General features: G+C 70.6%; 22 protein-coding genes. 12 read left to right on the plus strand and 10 right to left on the minus strand.

Annotation, left to right across the window (positions count from 1 at the left end; all coding sequences use genetic code 11):
- Positions 1–139: 139 nt before the first annotated feature.
- Entirely contained in the window at positions 140–2,098 is a 1,959-nt protein-coding gene (locus tag OG210_RS30760) for a glycoside hydrolase family 5 protein (RefSeq protein WP_371539792.1), read from the minus strand.
- A gap of 162 nt (positions 2,099–2,260) precedes the next feature.
- Complete coding sequence (locus OG210_RS30765) at positions 2,261–2,479, minus strand: hypothetical protein (RefSeq protein ID WP_328323621.1); 219 nt, start codon at positions 2,477–2,479, stop codon at positions 2,261–2,263.
- 276 nt (positions 2,480–2,755) lie between these two features.
- Here OG210_RS30765 and OG210_RS30770 point away from each other — a divergent pair, with 276 nt between their 5' ends.
- Together OG210_RS30770 and OG210_RS30775 are read left to right on the plus strand one after the other, a co-directional pair.
- The gene (locus OG210_RS30770; RefSeq protein ID WP_371539795.1) at positions 2,756–3,127 is read left to right on the plus strand and encodes a CocE/NonD family hydrolase C-terminal non-catalytic domain-containing protein; all 372 of its coding nucleotides are present in this window, start codon (positions 2,756–2,758) and stop codon (positions 3,125–3,127) included.
- Complete coding sequence (locus tag OG210_RS30775) at positions 3,066–3,221, plus strand: hypothetical protein (protein WP_328323617.1); 156 nt, start codon at positions 3,066–3,068, stop codon at positions 3,219–3,221. The genes OG210_RS30770 and OG210_RS30775 overlap by 62 nt, the downstream gene beginning before the upstream one ends.
- A gap of 164 nt (positions 3,222–3,385) precedes the next feature.
- On the opposite strand, the gene OG210_RS30780 is transcribed toward OG210_RS30775, so the two are convergent.
- From OG210_RS30780 to OG210_RS30815, 8 genes are read right to left on the minus strand one after another with little or no spacing between them, the layout of a single operon-like run.
- Complete coding sequence (locus tag OG210_RS30780) at positions 3,386–4,066, minus strand: GntR family transcriptional regulator (RefSeq protein ID WP_266859979.1); 681 nt, start codon at positions 4,064–4,066, stop codon at positions 3,386–3,388.
- A complete protein-coding gene (locus OG210_RS30785; RefSeq protein WP_371539797.1) occupies positions 4,066–4,947 on the minus strand; it encodes an amidohydrolase in 882 nt (293 codons plus the stop codon). The genes OG210_RS30780 and OG210_RS30785 overlap by 1 nt, the downstream gene beginning before the upstream one ends.
- Positions 4,944–5,882: an aldo/keto reductase gene (locus OG210_RS30790; protein WP_371539799.1), complete on the minus strand. Its 939-nt coding sequence runs from the start codon at positions 5,880–5,882 to the stop codon at positions 4,944–4,946. Before OG210_RS30790 ends, OG210_RS30785 begins: the two co-directional genes overlap by 4 nt.
- Positions 5,879–6,664: a ribonuclease activity regulator RraA gene (locus tag OG210_RS30795; protein ID WP_328323610.1), complete on the minus strand. Its 786-nt coding sequence runs from the start codon at positions 6,662–6,664 to the stop codon at positions 5,879–5,881. Before OG210_RS30795 ends, OG210_RS30790 begins: the two co-directional genes overlap by 4 nt.
- 4 nt (positions 6,665–6,668) lie before the next feature.
- Positions 6,669–8,612: a hypothetical protein gene (locus OG210_RS30800; protein WP_371539802.1), complete on the minus strand. Its 1,944-nt coding sequence runs from the start codon at positions 8,610–8,612 to the stop codon at positions 6,669–6,671.
- 2 nt (positions 8,613–8,614) lie between these two features.
- Entirely contained in the window at positions 8,615–9,451 is an 837-nt protein-coding gene (locus OG210_RS30805) for a carbohydrate ABC transporter permease (RefSeq protein WP_328323606.1), read from the minus strand.
- Positions 9,448–10,428 carry a carbohydrate ABC transporter permease gene (locus OG210_RS30810; protein ID WP_371539804.1) on the minus strand — a complete coding sequence of 327 codons (981 nt, stop codon included), beginning with the start codon at positions 10,426–10,428 and terminating at the stop codon, positions 9,448–9,450. Before OG210_RS30810 ends, OG210_RS30805 begins: the two co-directional genes overlap by 4 nt.
- The gene (locus tag OG210_RS30815; protein ID WP_328323602.1) at positions 10,415–11,674 is read right to left on the minus strand and encodes an ABC transporter substrate-binding protein; all 1,260 of its coding nucleotides are present in this window, start codon (positions 11,672–11,674) and stop codon (positions 10,415–10,417) included. Before OG210_RS30815 ends, OG210_RS30810 begins: the two co-directional genes overlap by 14 nt.
- 306 nt (positions 11,675–11,980) lie before the next feature.
- Between OG210_RS30815 and OG210_RS30820 the strand changes: the two genes are divergently transcribed.
- The 10 genes from OG210_RS30820 to OG210_RS30865 all read left to right on the plus strand — a co-directional run bounded on the left by OG210_RS30820 (position 11,981) and on the right by OG210_RS30865 (position 24,263).
- Entirely contained in the window at positions 11,981–14,137 is a 2,157-nt protein-coding gene (locus tag OG210_RS30820; protein WP_371539807.1) for a right-handed parallel beta-helix repeat-containing protein, read from the plus strand.
- A gap of 211 nt (positions 14,138–14,348) precedes the next feature.
- Positions 14,349–15,107 carry a glucose 1-dehydrogenase gene (locus OG210_RS30825; RefSeq protein WP_328323598.1) on the plus strand — a complete coding sequence of 253 codons (759 nt, stop codon included), beginning with the start codon at positions 14,349–14,351 and terminating at the stop codon, positions 15,105–15,107.
- 77 nt (positions 15,108–15,184) lie between these two features.
- Positions 15,185–15,928 (plus strand): FCD domain-containing protein, encoded by a 744-nt coding sequence (locus tag OG210_RS30830; RefSeq protein ID WP_328323596.1) that lies wholly within the window; start codon positions 15,185–15,187, stop codon positions 15,926–15,928.
- The gene (gene dgoD, locus OG210_RS30835) at positions 15,925–17,070 is read left to right on the plus strand and encodes a galactonate dehydratase (RefSeq protein ID WP_328323594.1); all 1,146 of its coding nucleotides are present in this window, start codon (positions 15,925–15,927) and stop codon (positions 17,068–17,070) included. The genes OG210_RS30830 and dgoD overlap by 4 nt, the downstream gene beginning before the upstream one ends.
- A 5-nt stretch (positions 17,071–17,075) precedes the next feature.
- Positions 17,076–17,960: a hypothetical protein gene (locus tag OG210_RS30840; protein ID WP_328323592.1), complete on the plus strand. Its 885-nt coding sequence runs from the start codon at positions 17,076–17,078 to the stop codon at positions 17,958–17,960.
- Positions 17,948–18,595 carry a bifunctional 4-hydroxy-2-oxoglutarate aldolase/2-dehydro-3-deoxy-phosphogluconate aldolase gene (locus OG210_RS30845; protein ID WP_371539811.1) on the plus strand — a complete coding sequence of 216 codons (648 nt, stop codon included), beginning with the start codon at positions 17,948–17,950 and terminating at the stop codon, positions 18,593–18,595. The genes OG210_RS30840 and OG210_RS30845 overlap by 13 nt, the downstream gene beginning before the upstream one ends.
- Complete coding sequence (locus tag OG210_RS30850) at positions 18,592–19,461, plus strand: SMP-30/gluconolactonase/LRE family protein (protein WP_328323588.1); 870 nt, start codon at positions 18,592–18,594, stop codon at positions 19,459–19,461. The genes OG210_RS30845 and OG210_RS30850 overlap by 4 nt, the downstream gene beginning before the upstream one ends.
- 5 nt (positions 19,462–19,466) lie before the next feature.
- Entirely contained in the window at positions 19,467–20,447 is a 981-nt protein-coding gene (locus OG210_RS30855) for a sugar kinase (RefSeq protein WP_371539815.1), read from the plus strand.
- A gap of 649 nt (positions 20,448–21,096) precedes the next feature.
- Complete coding sequence (locus OG210_RS30860; RefSeq protein WP_328323585.1) at positions 21,097–22,044, plus strand: oxygenase MpaB family protein; 948 nt, start codon at positions 21,097–21,099, stop codon at positions 22,042–22,044.
- A complete protein-coding gene (locus OG210_RS30865) occupies positions 22,026–24,263 on the plus strand; it encodes a tetratricopeptide repeat protein (RefSeq protein ID WP_371539818.1) in 2,238 nt (745 codons plus the stop codon). The genes OG210_RS30860 and OG210_RS30865 overlap by 19 nt, the downstream gene beginning before the upstream one ends.

The following is a 24,263-nucleotide window of genomic DNA, read 5'->3' on the forward strand; positions in this document are numbered from 1 at the left end:
GGGCGAGCGGAGATTCCATGGGATGGAGGCCTCGATCGTGTTCAGCCCATCGGGCGCGCCTTGCGGAGCCGGTCGGCTCCTGCTCCGGTTGGATCCGGAACTCCTCGATGGCGGGGCCGAGGGAACTGATGCCGGTGGGTCAGCTCAGCGGACGGCAGAGCAGTACGTCGGGGACCCCGCCGTGGTTCCGCTGCCAGGTGAAGGCGACGCCTGCGATGTACTCCTTGTCGGTGCACTGGCCCTTGTAGTAGCCGGGAGCCCAGTCGCTCTCGACCGAGCCGCCCGTGGCCGGGCGGTTGTCGCCCTGGTCGAACCAGACATTGCGGCCGGTCAGTGGCAGCGGTGCGGCGGACGGCGCGCAGAGCAGGCCGGCCATGGAGTTGCCGTTGACGCTGTAGCCGACGGCGAAGGTGTTGTCGGGGCACTGGAGTTTGTTGTAGCCCGAGGCCCAGTCGCCGTGGGTGACGTAGCGGTCGTCATGGACGGCCACCCAGTCACCGGTGCCCTTGGCGGGCTGGTTCGCGTCGGTGCACAGGCCGCGCTTGTCGCTGCGGCCGAGGCCGGTCAGGCGCTGGCTGTCGGGACAGTTGCCCTTGCGGTAGCCGGGGCTCCAGTCGCCCTGGGCGAGCATGTGGGAAGAGACGTTATGGTCCCGGAAGTCGAGGTCGAGCATGTTCCAGTGGTCGACCTGTGCGACCGGACCTGAGACGCCGCGGGCATTGACCAGCTTGTTCCAGTCGGCGGACCGCCAGTCGCCGGGGTCGCCGAGGCTCTGCCGTTTGCCGGCGGCGTCGTAGGAGATCAGGGCCCAGTTGTCCTGCGGCGTGCCGTTGGCGTCGGTCCATCCGACCATCGGCCAGATCGCGAAGTCGGTGTCGTTCTGGACCAGGATGTCGGTGAAGTTGTCGAACCACGTCTTCTCCTTGGCATCATCCGACCCTCGGCCGGCCGCGCCGAACTCGCTGATCCATACGGGGGCAGTGAAGTGCTGGCCGGCCTGGGTGACGAACAGGGCTTCGTCGTGCACCAGTTGCTTCAGCTGGTCGAGCGGGAAGTCCTCGTACGGCCAGTCGTTGGTGTGCCCCGGTCCGCTGTCGGCGCCCGTGTAGTTCGGCCCGGTGTAGCCGTAGAAGTGCGCGGCGTAGACCAGCTTCCCCGAGGAGATCAGGGTGTTGGAGAGGTTGCGGACCGGGGTCAGCATCGGCCTGCCGTAGTTCAGCCCGTTCAGCGGGATGCCCTGCCAGTTGATGCCCTCCATGATGATCAGCATGTCGGGGTCGGCGCCCAGGATGCGGGTACCCGCCAGCTCGAAGGCCGCGTACGCGTCGTGATCGTCGCCCTGGCCCCAGTTGGGGTTGTCCCAGGTGTCGCGGCGGATCTCGTTGCGCAGGTCGGCGCCGACGACACGCTTGTTCGCCTTGTAGCGGTTCACCAGGAAGAGCCAGTCGTCCTGCCACTGCTGGGCGGTCTGGCCGCTGTTCCAGCGCTCGTTGCCGTCCAGGCCGCAGCAGAAACGGTAGGTGGTTGTGTGGTTGTTGAGGATGACAGCGAACCCCTCGGCGGTCAGGGCCGCCACCACCGCGTCGTACACCTCCAGCGGGGTCTTGCCCTTGAGTTGCGGGTTGGCCGCGACCGCGGAGTCCGGTACGACCGTGGAGTCGTGCATCATCGCGTTGGCGAACGGCAGCCGGATGCTGTTCAGGCCGAGCTCGTGGAAGTCGTCCGTGATCTGTTTCAGCGGCGCGCGGTCCAGGCCCAACGGGATGTTGTTCGACATCTGGTTCGCCTGGTGGTTCGCGGGGTCGTTGACGTCGCCGCTGCCCTCATAGGTGCCCTGGGCCCCGGACCAGTTGCCGGACTTCAGCTTGAAGCGGTTGCCGTTGGCATCGACGATGTACCGTCCGCGGGTACTCAGCGGCCCCGTCCAGGAGGCTGCCAACTGTGGTCCGGTCAGGGGAGTGGCGGTGGTGGTGGCGCTGGGGGGCGCCGCGACGGAACCGGAGGTTCCCGCGAGAACGAGGGTGACCGCGGCTGCAGTGGCAGGCAGGATTCGGGAGAAGAATTTCCTGACGGCGGGGGCCGGCCCAGTGGATCTCAAGATTGTCCCCTCCAGGGGCGAGGTGGGTGTGGGGGGTGGATCTCCAGGTGGTGCGGCCCGGACGGGTTCTCCACGATGACGGCCGGGCTGGTTGTCTCGGCGAGGCTGCCGGTCATCGGCACGTCGCACCAGCGGGGGAGCACGGAGTGGTGGCCCACGGCTTCACGGGGCGCCCGGCCCCTGGAGCGGTGCGCTCCTGGGGGGCTCGTGCAGGTAGCCGTCGTCGATGAGTGGTCGGGCGGCGTTGGCTGCAGCGGTCGAGGGCAGACCCGTCCGGCGGGCCGGCGCCACCCGGCTGAGCGGGCACTCCGCCAGCGGCAGGGCGAGGACGGCGGCTTCGGCCGGTGCGGTGACCAGTGGCCGCGAGTGGTTTGGAAACACGGCGGCAACTTACCGGGAAGTAATAACTTCGTCCAGAGCTAATCTTCCTGTTCGGCCGGTTCTGCGTTCCGGCCCAACTTCCGTCAATTCAAACGTTGTTCGGCGTAACGGTTGCCCCGTTGGCGCGGACGGCAGCCGCGGCATCTGCACTGCGCCGGGGACGACGCCGGCATCGACCACCTTCCGTCCGACGAAACCATCCGTCCGACGGATGTGGCCGCACCTTCATCGACCTTCAGCCTCCAGGGAGGACTGTCGCGGATTGCGCCATGGTCGATGCGCCACCCGGACGCGAAGCTGTCGACCGAGGACATCCCGGCCCACACCTTCGACCGGGTCGAGAAGCTCTCACCCGGCGAGATCGTCGACGTCGAGATCGATCTGCTCCCGGTCCGGCTCATCTTCCACCCCGGTGAACAGCTCCGCCTCGTCATCAGCGGCCGGTCGCTCCTGGGCACGATGTTGCCCGGAATCCGCGAGTACACCCCGGCCAACAGCGGGCAGCACATCATCCACACAGGGGGCGACCACGGAGCCGGCCCGATTCCTGGGCGAGGAAGGCGAGTTCGGTCGTGTGGTGACCGGTATGCCTGCCGACTTGGTGCTGCTGGACGAGGACCCGCTGGAGGACCACACCGCTCTCCGTGAGATCGCGGGAGTGATGAGGGAAGGCTCTTGGTGGTCCCGCGCCGAACTCGACGCCATTCTGGAACGCATTGCCGCCAGGCCAGGCGCCCACTGATCGCAGCAGGCCCCCTGCCCCCAACCACCGCGGCTTCGGCGATGACGACCCCGGGGGCACCGGTTCTACGTACGCCGACAGCTCCCCGTACCGTCCACCGCGGACCTGGGTGAACACGGTCGCGGTACGGGTCGCGCCCGCCTGCCGCACGTAGCCGCTGGGTCCTATTCGTCGTGCTGCGAAGGCCCGGCCGTGCCGGTCGCGTGGCGGCGGAAGGCCTCCGCGGCCTCGTCCTCCCGGCCGTTGACGAGGATGTCGAGCAGGCGGGCGTGTTCGTCGACGAGCTTGTCGCGGCTGCCGGTGTAGAACGGATTGGACACCACGCGCAGGGTCCAGAGACTGGGCTCCATCACCTCCCACAACCGCGGCAGCAGGTGGTTGCCGCTGGCCTGGCAGACGAGGCGGTGGAAAGCCATGTCGCTGTCGCGGAAGCTGCTCGGGTCGTCGTGCAGGGCTGCCCGTCGCATGTCGTCGATCACCGAGTTCAGCTGGTCGACGTAGCCCTCGGCGCGGCGCTCGGCGGCGGCCCGGGCGGCGAACTCCTCCAGCAGACCCCGCAGTTCACGTGCCTGCTCAGCCTGCTCGATCGAGATACTGGCGACCCGGCTGCCCAGCCGCGGCACATGAGTGACCAGGCTCTCGTGCACCAGCCGCTTGACGGCCTCGCGCACCGGAGCCTGGCTGATGCCGAGGCGTTTGGCGATGTCGGATTCGACGATCCGCTGATCCGGCGCCATCTCGCCGCTCAGGATGGCCGAGCGCAGCAGCCGGTACACGCGGTCGGACAGCAGCCCGCCGGACGTCATGCCCTTGTTCTGTTCGAGCAGATCGTTCAGACCAGTCATCAGTGCTCCCTCTGCCGGATCATTGTCATCCTGTCGCCGGCGGACGTGTCCGCCGGCTCAAGTCCGTAGGCCCTGACGGCCGTTCCGCCCAGGACCGCGGCGGCTTCGTCGGGGCTCAACCCGTTCAGCATCCGGGCCGTGGCCCCGGCCACGTCCTCGTACGGCGACCACTGGGTGCTGACCGGCCAGTCGGACCCGAACATCAGCCGGCGCGGCCCGAACACATCGAGCAGTACCCGGACCACGGCGTCCGGGCGGACTCCGCCCGGTTCGGCGGTGGCCCTGCCGAGTCCGGACAACTTGCACACCACGTTGGGCAGTCGGCCCAGTGGCGCCAGCTGCGCTGCCCATGCGCCGAGGCCCTCGCGCCGCACGTCGACGGCCGAGATGGCGGCGTGGTCGACGACGAACCGCACCTGCGGCAGGTCCCCGGCCGCTGCCTGTGCCTCGCGCAGGGTCCCGTGCCCCAGCAGCAGGTCCATCGTCAGGCCCCGCTCACCGAGGGCCGCGAGTGAGCGCCGCACCTGGGGCAGTCCGAGGCGGGTGCCCTCGCCCGCCCCGACCGGGTCGCGGACTCCGACCAGTGCTGAACTCCCGTCCTCCGCACGGAGTGCGTCGATCGTGTCCACAGCGGCCGGATCGGCGAGATCCGCGTGGACGACGACGCCCGCGAGCCGTGCGGACCGCGCCGCCAGGCCCAGCAGCCAGCGGGCCTCGTCCACCGTCCGCCCGGCCTGCACGACAACAGCCGTCACCGATCCGGCGGCCGCGGTGAGGTCGTCGAGAAGGAAGGGGCGATGCAGATCGCCCGCGGACCGCAGCCACGCGTGGTCGTGCAGGCCGGGGTCCCACAGGTGGACGTGTGCGTCGATGACGGTCACGGCGTGGGCACCTCCTGCGGGAGCAGCCCCGCCGCGCGCAGCTCTTCCCACAGGCCGGCGGGAACGGTGGTTCGCGCCATGGCGAGGTTCTCCCGCACTTCATCGGCCGTCCTGGCTCCGACGACCAGAGTGGACACGGCAGGATGCCCCCACGCGAACCGCAGGGCCGCCGCCTTCATCGGCACCCCGTGACGGGCACAGATCTCCGCGATGGCCAGCGCGGCGGCAACCTGGTGCGGCTCGGCCGTCCGGTAGTCGTACCTCGCACCGGGCCGCGGATCGGCCAGCAGGCCGGAGTTGTACACCCCGCCCAGCACGACCCCGACACCGCGGGCCTCGCACGCGGGGAGCAGGCCCGTCAGAGCTTCTTGGTCGAGGAGAGTGTACCGACCGGCCAGCAGTACGCAGTCCACGTCGGCCCGCGCGACGATCCGTTCCAGCATGGCGCTCTGGTTCATGCCCGCGCCCACCGCCGACACCACGCCCTGCTCCCGCAGTTCGACCAGGGCGCGGAAGGCCCCCGCGAGGGCCTCCTGCTCATGGTGGTCGGGGTCGTGCACATGCGCGATGTCCACCCGGTCCAGGCCGAGCCGGGTCAGGCTCTCCTCCAGGCACCGCATGGTGCCGTCATAGGAGAAGTCCGGCTCGGCGCCGTCGTCGGTGAGGAGGTATCCGACTTTGGTCGCGACGACGACCTCGGACCTGGGCACCTCGGCCAGCGCCTGGCCGAGGCGCTGTTCGGACACGCCGTTGCCGTACCGCGGGGCGGTGTCGAACAGGCGCGTCCCGCCCGCCAGCGCGGCACGCACCGTGCCGGCGGCGTCCTGCTCCGGAACCGGTTCGTACAGGTTGCCCAGGGGTGCGCAGCCGAGGCCGAGCCTGCCGACCGTGAGTCCGGTGCGGCCCAGCACACCCGGGCCCGAGACATGGTTCATCGCTGGGACGACCGCTTCTGGTCGCGCCACTGCTCGTACTCCGCGCGCGACTCCGACGTCAGCGGATAGTAGTGGCCGAGCCGGGCGCCCTGGTCCAGACGCATCCGGCTGAACACCTCCCACTCCTGGTGGTCCCGGGCGGTGGCGACCACCTCCGGCGCGGTCGCCTGCGGGACGACGACGGCGCCGTCCTCATCGGCGACCACGATGTCCCCGGGCAGGCACAGCACTCCGCCGGCGGCAACCGGCACGTCGTACGCCCAGGGGAACAGCTCCGACTGGGAGGCGTAGTGCGGGGTGGTGCCGGTGCACCAGATCGGCACGCCGAGCTCGCGTACCCGCGGCGCGTCCCGGATCCGGCCGTCGACGACGATCCCGGCGCCGCCCTTGCGCTTGAAGTAGCGGACGAGCATGTCGCCGACGCAGCCGCTGAACGCCGACCCGTACGCCTGGATGACGAGGACGTCGCCGGGCTGCACCGCTTCCAGCACCGCCCACAGGGCGGTCTGGCGTTCGACAGCCTCCTGGGCCAGGCCGCTCGCTATGTCCTCGCGCTGCGGCATGAACTGGAGCGTCAACGCGGACCCGGCGATCTTCTGCCCGGTCGCGAGGGGCTGCGGCCCCTCCATCCACGTGCGCCTGATGCCCAGGCCGTGGAGCTTCGCGCAGGCGGTGGCGCTGCTCACCTGGCCCATCTGGTCCACCAGCTCCGCATCGGCACGCCGGTATGTGTCGCCGCGCACCGGAAGGGAGAACACCGGCTGGGCCTGCTCATCGCTCATCATTCTACTTCTCCTGGTATCGGTCGAACGTCGGGTGGCTCGGGGTGAACTGACGGCGCCTCACCTGCATGGTCAGACCGAGCCGGGTCCCCGGCGGCAGGGTCACCAGCAGGTGGCTGTCGCGCACGTCCGTGCGCCGGGTACTGGTCGTGAACTCGTCGGCCCGGTAGGCGCGGTTCGGGCCGGGGTAGCCGCTGTCGAGCTGATCCACCACGACATGGTCGATGCCGTCCTCGGCGAACGCGCCGGCCTGCACGACCACACGCCGCTCGCGCGTATGGCTCAGGTTGACCAACTGGACGCCGACCCGGGTCTCGTCGAGCTCCTCGACGAGGGCGGCGACGTCGGCCGGCAGGCCGGGACGGCCTCGGTCGGCGTCCCAGTAGCGCACCCGGGCCTGCTGGAGCCCCCCGTTGTAGGGGGTGGCGGGAGCGCCCGTGGTCAGCTGCACCAGAATCTCGGTCACCACGGGATTGAGCCGCTGCCACCAGTGGATGTCATCGGTGCGGGCGGTGGTCGCATCCTCGCGGACGAGTGCCATCCTGCGGGCGACCTGCCCCAGGGCCATGCCGAGGGCCCGGGCCGGGTAGTCGGGGTTGCGACCGTCGAGGTAGGCGAGCCACGGCGCCTCGTGTCCGGCCTCCTCCTTGTCGCGGAAGGCGTGCACGGTCGTCCAGTCGTAGCCGCAGTCGCGCTCCACGCGGTCGAGCCGCTGCCGGTCCTGCGGGTCGCCGGAGCACCACCAGATCCAGGCCGGGAAGGCGATCTGCAGCGGCTGGTGGTCGAACCAGCCGTGCAGGCCGTACCGGTAGGGCACCAGTTGCAGGTCGCTGCCGGCATCGGGCCCGAGGCGCTGGAGCCAGGTCATGGCCATGCTGGAGTCACCGTCACGGACCGGCCCGCGCGTCGCCTCTTCCAGCACCCGGTCCAGCGGGGCGCGGGCCAGGTCGAACCACGCGTTGTCGCCGGTGACCAGAGCGGCGTTCATGGCAGCGACGACCGCGACCGCGCCGACGCTGTGCAGACCGTGCGGCCAGGTCCAGCCGTACGGGCCGCCGTACCAGCGGCCGTCGTGCAGCTCACCGACCTCGCCGGAGGGCCCCACGTTGTCGGGGATGACGCCGCCCGCGGCGGCGGCCCGGTCCCGCCAGGCCTGCACGTAGTCGACGAGCCAGTCGCGGTACCGGTCCTCGCCCGTGTACAGCCATGCGTTGGCGATCAGCGAGGTGGACGCGAGATTCACCGCGACATCGCCGTCGCCGAGCCGCCGGTTCATCGCCTCGCCCATACGCCGCGCGTTACCGGGGTCGGCCAGGTCGTCCCAGGTGTCGATCCCGGGAAGATCCTCCAGGGGCAGGCCGTACGGCTTCATGTTGGTCAGCTCCGCGCCGAACCCCTGCGCCCATGCGTCATCCACGCCACGGCGCGGCCCGCCGGCCCCGGTGTGCGGAGCCCGGATGATCCGCTGCGAGCCGTCGACGTTACCGACGGGCGAGGTGGGCAGATAGAGGTCGGCGAAGCGCAGCGCCCGACGGCGGAACGCGTCGTCGGACGGGTCGGCCGCGCAGATCCCGTAGAACATCAGCAGCGACTCGCCCTGGTGGAACCAGTCGTACCCGCGCTCGTACTCGTCGACCAGGAACCCGGCATCGGAAAGCTGCCGGGTGATGCCGTTCCAGTGTTTCTTGCTGGCGTCGAGCAGGTCGTCCGCCCCGCCGAGCAGGTACAGCATCGGCCAGTTGAAGAACGGTTCGTAGAAGTCGTCCGCTCCGTCACGGCCTTCCAGGACCCCGTCGAAGCGCAGCCCGCCACCGGAGTGACAGTACCGGTCCTCGAAAACCCGCCATGCCTCGTCCAGTACCGAGAACAACTGCCTTTGCAGTACGGCCCAGGCGGGCGGTTCACCGGCCGGCACGGACGCCGTCACGCTCACCATGTTCTTGCCCACGGTCACCCCTTCGTCGCGCCGGCGGTGAGGCCACCGACGATCTTGCGCTGCATGATCACGAAGAAGACCAGCACCGGTGCGATCGCCAGCAGCAGCGTCGGATAGACCACGGACAGGTCGGTGGTGTGGAGGCCGATCGCGGAGTACACCCCGGTCATCACGGTATACAGGCCCGATGTCGGGCCCAGTACGATCTGCGGGTTCACGAAGTCCGTCCAGACCCCGATGGTGTGCAGGACGATCGCGGTGACCACGACCGGCCGCATCAGCGGGAAGATCACTTGCCAGAAGGTGCGCAGCCGGCCCGCGCCGTCGATCTGCGCCGCCTCGTCGAGCTCCCGGGGGATGGACTTGATGTAGCCCACGAACAGGAACATCGACAGCGGCAGGGTCAGTGTCGCCTCGTACAGGACGAATCCGGGGATCGTGCCCATCAGGCCCGTGAAGCGCAGTACGTAGATCACCGGGATGACCAGGACCTGCCCGGGGATGAACAGCCCGGCCAGGAACACCAGCAGCATCCCCTTGTGCCACCGGCGGGTACCCCGCGCGATGACGTAGGCGGCCGGACCGGCCAGTGCCAGGGACAGCACGTTGACCAGGACCACGAACATCACCGTCACACCGAACGACTTGACGATGTTGTAGTCCGGTGACGACAGTGCCGCTCGGAGATAGTCCGTGGACAGCACCCCCGGGGCGGCGGAGAACGGCCGTTGGCGGATCGCCGACTCGGGTTTGAACGCGTTGACGATCACGAGGTAGAGCGGCGCCAGCATGACCAGGGCGAAGAGGCCCAGCATGACCGAGCCGACGCGGCTGCCCGCAGTGCGGTTCACTGTTCCACCGCCTTCTCGCTGCGCTGGCGCAGCGCCACGATCACGACGGCGAGCACCGTGATGACGATCATGAGGACGATGCTCTGGGCCGCGGCGTAGCCGATCTTCCCGTTCAGGAACGACTCCGAAAGCACCAGGTACGCGTACGTCTGCGTGTGGCCGGCCGGACCCCCGTCGGTCATCGCCAGCACCAGGTCGTAGACCCGCAGCAGTTGGACGAGTACGAGGACCACGTTGATCGTCACGGTGGGTGCCAGCATCGGCAGCACGACCTGGCGGAACGTCTGCCAGCGTGAGGCGCCGTCGATACGCGCCGCTTCCAGGAGCGACTCCGGGATCGTCTGCAGCCCGGCGAGGTAGAGAACCACGTTCACGCCGAACGTCGACCAGACCACCACGAAGACGACCGCTGCGAGCGCCCACTGCGGATCGGACAGGAACGGGATCTTGGAGTGGTGTGCCGCGGTGAGGAGGGTGTTTACCGCTCCTTCGCTGCTGAGTATGGCCGACCACAGGAAGCCGATGATGACCGCGCCGAGCACATGCGGGTAGAAGAACAGGCCCCGCAGTACCGCTTTGGCGCGCCCCTCGCCGTTGAGTATGACCGCGAGGCCCAGGCCGAGGACATTGCAGGCCAGAGTGCCGACCACCGCGATCACGAGCGTGACGTACGCCGCGTTCGCCACGCCCGGGTCGTGGAACAGCTGAACGTAGTTGTCCAGGCCGAGGGACTTGTAACTGTCGGAGAAGCCGTCCCAGTCGGTGAGGCTGAGCCGTCCGGCGACCACGACGGGGATGAGGATGAAGGCCACGACCGCAGCCAGTGCGGGGCCGACCATGAGGATGCTGGGCAGGCTGCGGGCGGCGCGTACGCGCAGCGGGCGCGGGGGAGTGTGGTGAGTGCGACGGGGGCGCTCTTGGACCGGCGGGTTGTCCGGTGGTCCAGGAGCGGTGAGCGTCACGTTACTTGGGCGCATTCGCGGCCCACCACTTGTCCATGGCCCGCGCCACCTGATCGGCTGTCGTTCCCAGATACATGCTCTGGACCTGGGTGTTGAACTCATCGGGGAAGCCCGCAGGGGATGAGTTGTCGCCCAGTCCCGGGCCGATCGCGACGGTCTTGCCGCCGGCCTTGTCGAGGAGCTTCGCGATGTCGTTGGTCAGCGGGGTGGCCTTGTAGCTGTATCCGGTACGGAAGTTGCCCTCCGCGCTCAGCGCCTTCGTGATCGCCTTCTTGTCGCTGACCAGGTACTTCACCAGGTCTATTGCCGCGTCCGCGTGCCTGGAGCTCTTGAGCACCGAGTACGGCATGGCCGGGTTGGCGGCCTGCGGCGGCGTGGAGCCGTCGAACGTGGGGACCGGGAACACGCCCGTGTCGAAGCCCGGCTTCGCTGCGGCGAGCGAGGCCGTCAGCCAGTTGCCCATCACCATCGTCGCCGACTTGCCGGCTGTGAAGTTGTTGATCATGTCCTGGTACTTGATGCCGTTGGCGTCCTTGGGAACCAGGCCGTCCTTGATCCAGGACTGGTAGACGTCCAGATACTTGGCGTAGTTGCTGCCGGCGAAGGTCACGGAGCCCTTGTTCCGATTCGCGTACCACTGCGGCTCGGTGTTCATCACGTTCGGGTTGGCCATCATCAGGGCCTGCGCGCCGGTGGTCCACTCACCGCCGGTCTGCATCGGCGTGTATCCGGCGCCCTTCAGCTTGCGCAGCGCGGCGGTGAACTCGTCGAAGGTCTTGGGCGTCCCGGTGACACCGGCCTTGGCGAAGGCGGCCTTGTTGTAGAAGACCAGCGACTGGAGCTGGACGCCGGTACCGGCCATCCACACCTTGCCGTCGAGCTTGGACGCCTCCGCGAACGGTGCGTCCTTCACCCACTGTGCGTCGGGCAGCGGCGCCATCTGCGCGGCGAGAGCCGTGTTCTGCCCGCCGGCGAGGACGTCGGGCGGGCTGCCCGCGGCCAGTTGCTGCTTCAGCGTGTCCTCGATGCCCCTGCCGGTGGGCGCCTCGATCGTGACCTTCACCCCGGGGTGACCGGCGACGTACCCCGCCACCAGGTCCTTGTAGAACTGCTTGGTCAGCACCGGAGTGATGTTGACCAGCATGCGGATGTTCCTGTCGCCGCCTGCGGAGTCCGTGCCGGTCGAGCAGCCCGTGAGCAGTGCGGCGGATACGGCGATGGCACCCAGCTTGACCAGATGCCGGCGAGAACCCGAAACCATCGAACCCTCCATCGATCGCTAATCGCTTATCGCTTATCGATAGCGACCTCACCATCGGGGACCTGTCGGCCGGCGGTCAAGGGTCGGCAACGGCAGCGTTACTGGTTCGCAACCTGCGGGGCGCGTGAACTCGGTTTCTTGCGGCGGGATTTGAAGGATCCCTTGACACTCGCCACTGCCGACCCACTACTTATCGCTCAGCGATTATCGATAGCCGGAGCATCCCGCAACGAAGGCTCGGCCGGAGGCGCTGTTCGCCCCGGACCGAGGGCCCGGTTCCAGTAGGTACCTACGAAAGGGCACTACATGTCCAGATTCTCGCGACGTGATCTCTTCAAGGCCGCCGGGGCCGTCGGGGCCGGTGCGTCGGCAGCCCTCATCGCCGGGCCGGCCTATGCCGGTACCGGTGACCGGCGGGACCGGGCCGAGGAGCAGAAGACCTTCTTCGTGGCAACGAACGGGAAGGACTCGAACCGGGGCACGAAGGCCGCGCCGTTCGCGACGCTGGAGAAGGCGCGCGACGTGATCCGCACCTGGCGGCGGTCCGCGCCGGGCCGTGCCGCTCAACCGGTGACCGTCTTCCTCCGGGGCGGCACGTACCGGCGGACGCGGAGCTTCACCCTCGAAGCGCAGGACTCCGGGGCGCCGGGCCGCCCGGTCACCTACGCCGCCTACCACGGCGAACAGGTCCGGCTCGTCGGTGGCGTGGACCTGCCGGCTACCGGTTTCGGGCCGGTCGGTGACCAGGCGATACGGGACCGCCTCCCGGCCGGGTCGCGCGACACCGTCCGCGAGTTCGACCTGAAGGCGCTCGGGATCACCGACTACGGCCAGATCGTCCAGACCGGATACGGCCTGCCGCGCGCGGTCACCCCGCCCGAACTGTTCTTCAACAGCGAGGCGATGACCCTCGCCCGTTACCCGAACACTGAGTTCCTCGCCGTCGGTCAGGTCATCGACCCGGGCGGGAACCCCCGCAGTGTCCTCGGCGACCCCGACAAGATGGCCGCCGAATTCGCCAAGGGAGCTACGTTCACGTACGCCGACCCCCGGCCGTCGACCTGGGCCGACACCAGCGACGTGTGGATGCAGGGCTACTGGTTCTACGAGTGGGCCGACGGCAACCTTCAGATCAAGGCGATCGACCCGGCGGCGCAGACCATCTCCACCAGGACCGCCAGCATGTACACCGTCGGGGCGGGCCGACGTTACTACTACTACAACGTGCTGGAGGAGCTCGACTCGCCGGGCGAGTGGTACCTCGACCGGGCCACCGGGAAGCTGTATCTGTACCCGCCGGGCGACCTGTCCGGCGCGTCGGTGCAACTGTCGCTGCTCGCCGACCCGATGGCCGTCCTCAACGGCTGCTCGCACGTCACGTTCTCGGACCTCGTGTTCGAGGGGTCGCGCGGCGACGGCATCGTCATCACCGACGGCACGTCCAACACGGTCGCGGACTGCACCCTGCGGCTCCTGGGTGGTCGCGCGGTCACGATCGGCGACTCAAGCGTCTCGGCCGGCCCGCACGGCGGATCGGGGAACGAGGTCCGCGGCTGCCACATCCAGGCCACCGGCCAGGGTGGCATCGCCCTCGCCGGCGGCGACCGGGCCACTCTCACGCCGGCGCGCAACCGGGCGGTCGGCAACGAGATCCACGACTACAGCCGCCTCCAGCTGACGTACAGCCCCGCGGTCGAACTCGCCGGTGTCGGGAACCACGTCGCCAACAACCACATCTACGATGCGCCGCACGTCGCCATCGTCTTCCGGGGCAACGACCACGTGATCGAGTACAACGAGATCAACGATGTGGTGAAGGAGACCAACGACGCCGGCGCCATCTACGCGGGACGGGAGTGGACCGGACGCGGCACGGTCATCCGCTACAACTTCCTGCACGACATCGTGGGCAGCGGCGGATCCCTCTTCGCCTCGGGCATCTACCTCGACGACTGCTTCTGCGGAACGACGGCGTTCGGCAACATCTTCTACAAGGTCGACACCGCCTTCCAGATCGGCGGGGGCCGGGACAATGACATCAGCAACAACATCATCCTGTCGTCCGTCCATTCGGTGACGCTCGACGAGCGGGGACTCAACTGGGCGGCGGGGGACGTGGCACCCGGCGGCGCGTGGGGGATGTACGACCTGCTGGCCGCCGTTCCCTACCAGAAGGAGCCGTGGCGCTCGCGCTATCCGCACCTCGTGAACATCGCCGACGACCAGCCGGCCTACCCGAAGTACGACGTCGTCGAGTACAACGCGCTCTGCGGTGTCGCCGCGCTGGACATCGCCCCGTCCGCGCGCACGTACGGAACGGTCGACCGCAATCTGACGCTCACTGCCGACCCCGGCGTCGTGACAGTCGTGGACGGGAAGCCGACCCTGGGCAACGACGACCTGATCGCCGCCCAACTCCCGGGCTACCAGCCGATACCCATGAGCCGGATCGGTCTCTCGTGACCCGCCCGGCCGAGAGCTGCGGGGCAAAGGACTGGCCCGGTCAAGCCAGCATATAAATTAGTAATTAATCTTGACGGTGGCTCGCTCGCCCCGTCACTCTGTACCAGCCGAACGAGGGCCCGGCCGCCTGAGTCAGGAAGCCGGACCCTCGTTCCGTGGGCGCGCGTGCGGAATCGCCGACAGCTTCACCACCCGAGGAGCCGACAGACCCATGAACGGAAACACCCGCTTCGCCGACAAGGTGGCAGTGGTCACCGGAGCCGCGTCGGGCATCGGCGCGGCCACCGCCGAACGGCTCGCCGCCGAAGGCGCCGCGGTGATCCTCGCCGACATCGCCGAGGACGCGGGCGAGCGTGTCGCCGGGGGCATCCGGGCGGCGGGTAGCCGGGCCCTCTTCGTCCGCACGGACGTCGCGGACGAGGGCGACTGGGGGCGGATCGTCTCCGCGGCGCACACGTTCGGCGCCGTCGACGTCCTGGTGAGCAACGCCTTCACGGTCGACGTCACCCCCGCGCACGAGATGACCGTCACCTCGTGGGAGCGCCAGCTCGCGGTGAACCTCACCGGAGCGTTCCTCGGCTTCCGCGCGGTCCTTCCCGACCTGCGTGAACGCCGCGGCGCCGTGGTGCTCACCTCCTCGGTCCACGCCCACAAGGGCATCCCCGGGCATCCCGCGTACGCGGCGTCCAAGGGCGCCCTGCTCTCTCTGTGCGGACAACTGGCCGTGGAGTACGGACCCGAGGTGCGAGTCAACGCCGTCCTGCCCGGCCCCATCCTCACCGGGGCATGGGACCGGGTCCCGGAGGAGGACCGGAGGCAGAGCGTCGCCGAGACTGCCGCCAAGCGCTTCGGCACCCCCGGGGAGGCCGCGGCGGCGATCGCGTTTCTCGCCGCCGACGAGGCCTCCTACATCACGGGATCGAGCCTGCTGGTGGACGGCGGCTGGTCCGTCGTCAAGGCATCGGCCTGACCGTCTCCGTACCCGTCGCACAGGACCTGACCGTCTCCGTATTCATCGTCAATCGCACACCAGGAAGGCACACAGACATGACGCCATACGCGCGCCGCGGAGTGCACGGCCAGACCGTGGAGACTCTCGCGCGCCGGGTGCTGAGCGGCGAGATCCCCGAAGGAGCGACCCTCGATCTCGTGGCGCTGCAGGCCGAGTTGGACGTCAGCCTGACCGCCTTGCGGGAGTCCCTGAAGGTCCTCGCCGCGAAGGGGATGGTCGACGCGCGTCAGAAACGCGGCACCTTCGTCAGAGCCCGCGCCGACTGGAACCTCCTCGACGCGGACGTGCTGCGCTGGCAGTTCGCGGGTGGCACCGGCTCCGGCACCGACCTGGCACTGCTGCACAACCTCGGTGAGGTGCGCGGCATCATCGAGCCGGCCGCTGTCCGGCTGGCCGCCGCCCGACGCACCGATGCCGACCTGGACGCACTCGAAGCGGCCCTCGCCGCGATGGGTGAGCAGGCGGGCGGCGCGGCCCACGCGGTCGAGGCGGACCTTGCCTTCCACCGCGCGCTCCTCGCGGCCACCCACAACGAATTGCTCGAACGCATGGAGATGGTCATCGAGTCGGGCCTCGCGCACCGCGACGAGATCGTGCACAGCTCGCCGCACGGCGAGGACCCCGTACCCAGCCACCGGGCTGTGCTCGACGCCGTACGCGACCAGGACCCGGCTGCCGCCGAACGGGCCATGCGGGACCTGCTCGACCAGGCCGTACGGGACCTCGACCGGGCCCACGGCACCCGGCCGGCCACCGACGAGGGGACCGCGAACCGGTGAAGATCACTCGTATCGAGACCTTCCTCGTACCGCCACGCTGGCTGTTCTGCCGGATCGAGACCGACGAGGGCATCGTCGGCTGGGGGGAGCCCGTCGTCGAGGGCCGGGCCGAGGTCGTACGCGCCGCCGTCGATGTCCTCGCCGAATACCTGACCGGCAAGGACCCGCTGCGCATCCAGGACCACTGGCAGGTGCTCAGCAAGGGCGGCTTCTACCGGGGCGGCCCGATCCTCTCCAGCGCCGTCGCCGGTATCGACCAGGCCCTGTGGGACATTGCGGGCAAGGCCTACGGCGCCCCCGTGCACGCGTTGCTCGGCGGTCCGGTCCGCGACGAGGTGCGGGTCTACGCCTGGGTCGGCGGCGACGAACCCGCCCAGCTCACCGAGGAGATCACCGCCCAGGTCGAGGCCGGCTTCACCGCCGTCAAGATGAACGCGGCGGGCCGCACCACACCCCTCGCCACCCCCGCGGAGACCGCCGCCGTCGTCGACCGGGTGAGCGCCGCCCGCGCGGTCCTCGGTCCCGGCCGTGATGTGGCCATCGACATGCACGGCAGATTCGGACCGGCCGGCGCCCGCCGGGTCCTGCACGCCATCGAGCCGCTGCACCCGCTGTTCGTGGAGGAACCGCTCCTTCCCGAACAGGGGCACCTGCTGCCCGCCCTCGTCGGCGCCACCTCCGTACCCATCGCCACCGGCGAACGGCTGTACGGGCGGGCCGACTTCCTGCCCGCCCTCACGGCCGGCATCGCGGTCGCCCAGCCGGACCCCTCGCACGCCGGAGGCATCTCCGAGGTCCACCGCATCGCCTCGCTCGCCGAGACCTACGGCGCACAACTCGCCCCGCACTGCCCCCTCGGCCCGATCGCACTCGCCGCCAGTCTCCAGATCGCCTTCGCCACCCCGAACTTCCTCATCCAGGAGCAGAGCCGGGGCATCCACTACAACAAGGACGCCGACCTGCTCTCGTACGTCGTGGACACCGAACCCTTCCGCTTCGTCGGCGGACGGGCGCGGCGCACGGCCCTGCCGGGGCTCGGTGTCACGGTGGAGGAGAGCGCCGTACGCGCGGCCGACCGGTCCGGGCACGCCTGGCGCAATCCGGTGTGGCGGTACGACGACGGCGCCTTCGCCGAGTGGTGAGCACGATGCCCACCATCAGAATCGAGACCGACCCGGCCGGCGGCGGGAGGTGGACGTCGCTGCGGGCGGCCGGCCGCGAATGGCTCTGGCACCGTGACGAGCCCCGCCGCCCCGGTGCCATCCCGGGCGACGCCTTCGCCGACGCCGGTGGCCTGGAGGAATGCGTACCGACCGTACGCGGCACACCCGATCACGGCGATGCCTGGACCCGGCCCTGGCAGCGGGCCGGCGGCACCGAGTCCGTCGACTGCCCGGACTTCCGGCTCAGCCGCCGGATTCGCAGCGACGGGGACCGCGCGGTGGCCGACTACCGGCTCACGGCCGAGCCGGGCTACCGCTTCCTGTGGGCCGCGCACGCGCTGTTCGATCTCTCGGAGGAGGCGCACATCGGGATCAGGGACGGCACGCCGACCCGCTTCTATCCCGACAGCGGCGCCCGGTGGACCCCTTGCTCCTGGCCGTCGCAGCCGGGGCGGACGGCAGGGCTCGACCGTCTCGGGCCGGACGACGGGACGGCGGTCGGCGCCGTCGTCGACACCCCGCAGGTGTACGTCCGCGACGGCGCGGCCACGTTGCGCATGACCGTCGAGGCCGAAGGCCAGCCGGTGTCCGTGGCGGTGTGGCGCAACCTCGGCGGCTTCCCCGAGCGGGAGCCGTACCGGTCCGTGGGCGTCGAGCCCATGCTCGGCCGGGTGTTCGACCTGGCGGCCGCGCGGGACGGGGACGCCGCGTGCGTTCCGCGCAGCGGCGAGGTCCGCTGGCGTCTCACCCTGGCTGCGCAGCCACCGGAGCCGTGGAGACAACCAGCGCCACAGACGGAGCCGGAATCCGAATCCGGCACGGCGCCGGAAGACACCGACAGGAGGGGAACTCACCCGTGGATCTGCTGACCGCGCTGCACACCCACCGGATCGTCGCCATCGTGCGCGGCGCCGACGCGGACGCCGCGCTCAGAACCGTACTGACCCTGGCGGAGGAGCACCTCCCGCTCATCGAGGTCTCTCTCAGCGGCAAGGGCGCACTCGACGTCATCCGCCGGGCCCGTGCCGCGCTGGGTCCCGGTGCGCTGCTCGGTGCGGGCACCGTGCTCACCGCCGAGGACGCACACGCGGTGCGGGCCGCGGGAGCCGGCTTCGTCGTCACCCCTGCCGTCTGCGAGGCCGTCACCGAGGCCGGGCGCCTCGGGCTGCCGGTCCTGGCAGGGGTGATGACCCCCACCGACATCGCCGCCGCCCGGCGGCTCGGTGCGGACGCGTTCAAGATCTTTCCCGCTGCGCAGGCCGGTGGCCCCGGATATCTGAGGGCACTGCGGGGCCCGTTCCCGGACGCGCCGTTCGTGCCGGTCGGAGGGGTGGACGCCGACGCGGCCGGGAGCTATCTCGCGCACGGGGCCACCGCCGTGGGTGTCGGCTCGCCGCTGATCGGCGACGCGGCCGACGGCGGCAGCACCGAAGCACTCCGCGAGCGGGCGCGCGCCTTCCGCGACGCCGTACGCGCCGCCGCCCCCGCGGACACCGTCCGATGACCGCCGGCACCCCGGCCGTCTGCTGGCAGGACCGGCTCGGGCTCGGTGAAGGAATACGCGCGGTCGACGGCGGCATCGTCCTCGTCGACATCCTCACCGGGCGGTTGCTGGCCGGACCCACGGACCGCTCAGCTCCGCTGACGCAACTCGCCCGGCTGTCCGTGCCCCTGGGCGCGGTCGCCCCCGTACACGCACGCCCCGGAACCTGGATCGCGGCCGCCGGAACCGGTATCTGTCTGATCACCGCGCACGGGCGGACCGAGTGGCTCGCGCGCCCCGAGGACGGGGCCGCCACGGCCATGCGGATGAACGACGCGACCGCCGATCCGTACGGCAGGTTCTGGGCGGGCAGCATGGCCTGCGACGCCGAGGACGGCGCGGGCTCCCTCTACCGTGTCGACCACGACGGCACGGTGATCCGGGTGCTGGACGGCCTCACCGTTCCCAACGGCCCGGCATTCTCCGCGGACGGCACCGTGATGTACCTCGCCGACAGCGCCAAGGGCATCATCCGCCGGTACCCGGTCGATCCGGACACCGGACTGCCGGGTACGCCGGACACTTTCGCCGTCTTCGACCGCGGCAGCCCCGACGGTATGACGGTGGACGCCGAAGACGCCCTGTGGACTGCGGTCTGGGGCACCGGCACCGTCCACCGCTACCGCGCCGACGGCACCTTGGACCGGCAGATCCGCATTCCGGCGACGCAGCCCGCCGGGCTGTGCCTCGACGGGGACAGCCTGTACGTCACCAGCGCGCGGCACGGTCTCGCCGCACCCGGACCGCTGGACGGTGCGGTCTTCGCCACCCGGGTCGGCGTCCGGGGCCTGCCCACGCGTGCCTACCACCCCGGGAGAGCCGAGTGACGTCGATGCGCAGCTCCCACGGAACCGGCCGGCGGCCGGTGACCTGTATCGGTGAGACCATGGCCGCGCTGATCCCCGAACCCGCCGCACCGCTGGACGGCGCCGGTCTGCTCGGGATCCGGATCGCGGGCGCCGAGTCCAACGTGGCGATGTACCTCGCCGACCACGGGGTGCCCAGCCGTTGGGTCTCCGCGCTCGGTGACGACCCGTTCGGACACCGGATCCGCGCCGAGGTGGCCGCGGCCGGTGTCGACATCAGCGGCGTACGCACCGACCCGCACCGCCCGACCGGACTCCTCGTCAAGGACCCCGGCACCGAGGGCACCCGGGTCCACTACTACCGCCGCGGCTCCGCCGCCTCGGCCCTGACCCCGGACCTCCTGGACGACGACACCGTGCGCTCCGCAGGCCTCATCCACCTCAGCGGCATCACCCCGGCGCTCTCGGCGGGCTGCCGGGACCTGGTCCTGGCGCTGCTCCGGCCCGGCATCGCTGAACGCCCGTGCCCCGTGAGCTTCGACGTCAACCACCGGGCCGCTCTGTGGGCGGACGGTGCGGCTCCCACCGTGCTGCTCGGGCTCGCCCGAAGGGCGGACATCACGTTCGTGGGCCTCGACGAGGCGCAGGCACTGTGGGGGGACGGACTGGCCGACGCCTTCGCCGTACGGGAGTTGCTGCCACAGCCGCCCGTCCTCGTCGTCAAGGACGGTGCCCGGGCCGCCACCGCCTTCGACGGCCCCCGGGTTCACACGGTGCCCGCGCCCCGGGTCGAAGTCATCGAACCGGTGGGCGCCGGCGACGCGTTCGCTGCCGGGTTCCTCGCCGGGCTGCTGCGCGGCGAAGAACCCGTACGGGCGCTGCGGCTGGGGCATCTGACGGCGGGCGCCGCACTGCGGGTGACCGGAGACCACGGCCCCCTGCCGGACCGGGCCCGCCTGGCCGAGCTGCTCGACGCGTCTCCGGCGGAGTGGGCAGAAGGTGGGTGACAGGGCGATCCGGCCGCTGAGCTGAACGTCCAGGCCACAAGTCGCATGTGCGTGCCATGCTGATCTGACGGATCATCGCACAACCGACCGCCTGACCAGCGGAGAGTTGCCAACTGACGGATTCTGCCAGCTGGTTGAGGCGCTGAGGGGAACCTATGAACAACGGTAAGAAGAAGCTGACCGCTACTGCTGTTTCAGCAGTGCTTGCGTTGTCGGTGCTCGGCCTGGCCTGGCAGGCGGCGGCTGAGTCTCCTGGGACCATCAGCAAGACCGTGGCAACTCAGTGGCCCGAGGCGCAGGGCTCCTCGGTGTCTCATGGGGCCAACGGAATGACACCGGCCACTCAGTGGCCCGGGGCGCAGGGCTCCTCCGTAGAGGCCTAGGCCATTTCTTCCGGATCGCTTCGCTGCTGACCGGACCCTCCCGGCCGGGCCCGAGCAGCGAGGGGAGCGCATCGCTCTCCCGCGGCGTTCGTTCGGGAGGGAACCCGCACGCTCAGCACGGAGTGGCGCGCTGCGAACCGGGGCATCCCGTACGTGGGGGACATGTGACCCGGGAGGTCCGGCCCGGAACCGGTCCGGGAACGGAGACGGCCGGTCGGTAGCAACCAGCGAGCTGCCGGCAGGACAACGAGCGGCGGCGGAGCGGCATGAGCGACAGACCGCGTACGGCGGACCGACCGGACCCCGGCCTCTTCGGCCCCGGATCGGTGACCTGGCAGGCACACGCGGACCCGGTCATGTGGATCGCCGGTGTCCGCGCCCTCTACCTCCAGGCGCTGCACCCCCGCGCGGTCCGCGGCGTCATCCAGAACTCGGACTTCCGCCGGGACGCCTGGGGGCGGCTGCTGCGCACCGCGAGCTTCGTCGGCACCATCACCTACGGCACGACCGAGGCCGCCGAGCAGGCGGGCGCCCGGGTCCGCCGGATCCACAGTTTTCTCGGCGCCACCGACCCCGCGACCGGCGAGCGGTACGGCGTCGGAGAGCCGGCGCTGCTGCTCTGGGTGCACTGCGCCGAGATCGACTCGTACCTCAGCGTCCTGCGCCGCTCCGGTGTCCCCGTCAGCGACGCGCAGGCCGACCGCTACATCGACGAGAACCGCGAGAGCGCCCGGCTGGTCGGGCTCGACCCGGCGGAGGTGCCCGCGGACCGGGCCGCACTCGCCGCGTACTTCGAGTCCGTACGCCCTGAACTCGCCGCCACCGCGGAGTCCCGTGAGGTCGACGCGTTCCTGCGCAAGCCCCCCGTTCCCGCCGTTCTCGCTCCGGCGCGCGCGGCGCTCTGGCGGCAGGTGGCTGCTCTCGCGTACGCCGCACTGCCTCCGTACGCCCATGAGCTCTACGGGAGACCGGCACCCGGCCCTGAGACCGTGGACCGACGGCTCACCGCCACCGGCAACGCCCTGCGCTGCATCCCCGACCGGCTGCGCTGGCAGCTGCCACCTGGCCATATTCTGAGGGCAATGGCGCGCTTGGGCCCGGGCAGCCGTCCGGCACCGTACAAACTCCGGACACCGGACGCCATACTGGACGGGCCGGGGACGGTGCAGCGAGGCGACGGGGGCGACAGCACGAGATGGCGGACACCAGGCTGATCCACGGCCGGTACCGGCTGCTCGAACCGATCGGGCGCGGGGGCATGGGCGAGGTGTGGCGGGCGCGTGACGAGTCACTGGGCCGCCATGTCGCCGTCAAATGCCTCAAGCCGATGGGGCCCCAGCACGACCAGTCCTTCACCCGGGTGCTGCGCGAGCGCTTCCGCCGCGAGGCGCGGGTCGCGGCCTCGCTGCAGCACCGGGGGGTCACCGTCGTCCATGACTTCGGCGAGTACGAAGGCGTGCTGTACCTCGTCATGGAGCTGCTCGACGGCAAGAACCTCAGCCAGCTCCTCGCCGCGAACGGGCAGCGGCCGCTGCTGGTACCCGACATCGTCGACATCGCCCGGCAGGTCGCCTCCGCCCTCGCGTACACGCATGAACAGGGCATCGTCCACCGGGACCTGAAGCCCGCCAACATCATGCGGCTCACCGACGGCACGGTGAAGATCTGCGACTTCGGCATCGCACGCCTGGGCCACGACATCGGCTTCACCTCCCGGCTCACCGGTACCGGCATCGCCATGGGCACCCCGCACTACATGTCCCCCGAGCAGATCGGCGGCGGTGAGGTCGACCACCGCAGCGATCTCTACTCGCTGGGCTGCGTGCTGTACGAAATCGCCACCGGCGCACCGCCGTTCGACCTCGACGACGCCTGGGCGGTGCTCGTCGGCCACCGGGACACCGTGCCGGAACCGCCGCGCAGCCACCGGTCCGAACTGCCGGAGTTCCTCGACCGGGCCGTTCTCGACCTGCTCGCCAAGACCCCGGACGAGCGCCCCGCGGACGCCAGGGAGTTCGGCCTGCTGCTCGGCCCGGAGACACCGGCGGCCGGGCTGGCCGCGCCCGCTGTCATGGGTCCCGCGGTCCAACTGCCCCCGCGGCTGCCGCCGCTGCCGCCCTGGACCCGGTCCATGACCACCGGCCACAAGGCAACCGGGACCTGGACGGTCACCTCCACCCCGACCGACCGGGCGACGGCGCTCACCGGCGAGTGGACGACCGCCGGGCCCCCGCGCGGAGCCGCCGCGGTCCCCGTGGTGTCCACCGGGCAGCGGCCGACCCCGCCGCCCGGCCTGGTGGACGCGCTCGCGAGCCGGCACAACGCCGGGCTGAGTCTGAGCAGGCTGGGCCGCTGGGCGGAGGCGGGGGAGGTGCACCGGGCGGTGGCGGCCGAGCGTGAGTACGTCCTCGGCCCCGGCCATCCGGACACCCTGGCCAGCCGTTACGAGGTGGGCTTCACGCTGAGCCGCACCGGACGGGCGGGCGACGCACTGCGGGAGTTCACCCGGGTCGCCGACGGCCGGGAGCGGGCCCTGGGCGCCGACCACCCCGAGACCCTCGCCGCCCGGCAGGAGACGGCGTACGTACTGGGGCAGCTCGGCCGGCACTTCGAGGCGCACCAGGTGTACGCGTCGGTGCTCGCGGCCCGGGAGCGCACTGTCGGTCCTGACCACCCGGACACGCTGCGCTGCCGGCACAACCTCGCCTTCAACCTGAGCAGGCTCGGGCGGCTGGAGGACTCGCACCGGATGGCGTGCGAGGTCGCCGACGCACGTGCCGCCGTGCTCGGCGCTGCACATCCGGACACCCTGGTGACCCGGTACGAAGTCGCCTACGCGCTGGGTCAGTTGGGGCGCTGGCCGGAGGCGCTGGAGATCTACCGCGAGGTGGCCAGCGCCCGCGAACAGGCGCTGGGCGCCGATCATCCCGACACCCTCGCCACCCGTTACGAGGTGGCCATCAGCCTGGGCCGGCTGGGCCACAGCGCGGAGGCGCTCGAACGGTTCGTCGCGCTGGTCGGCGACCGCACCCGGGTCCAGGGGCCGGCCGACCCGGAGACCCTGCGGGCCCGCCACGGCCTGGGGGTGAACCTCGGGCGTCTCGGCCGGTGGGACGAGGCGCTCGCCGAGGCACGCGAGGTCTGCGCACTGCGCGAACAGGCACTGGGCGGCGACCACCCGGACAGTCTGGTCAGCCGCCGCGAAATCGCTGTCGGGCTGGGCTGGCTGGGCCACTGGGCGGAGGCGCTCACCGTCTACCGGGCGGTCGCCGGGGCCCGGGAGCGGGTGCTCGGCCTCGACCACCCGGACGCGCTGGCCAGCCGTAACGACGAGGCGCACTGCCTGGAGCAGTTGGGCCGCGGTGACGAGGCCGCCGAGCTGTACCGCCAGGTCGCCGCGCGCCGGCAGCAGCGGAGCGCGCCGGGCCTCTGA

It is taken from the genome of Streptomyces sp. NBC_00466, from assembly GCF_041433995.1.
Taxonomy (GTDB): Bacteria; Actinomycetota; Actinomycetes; order Streptomycetales; family Streptomycetaceae; genus Streptomyces.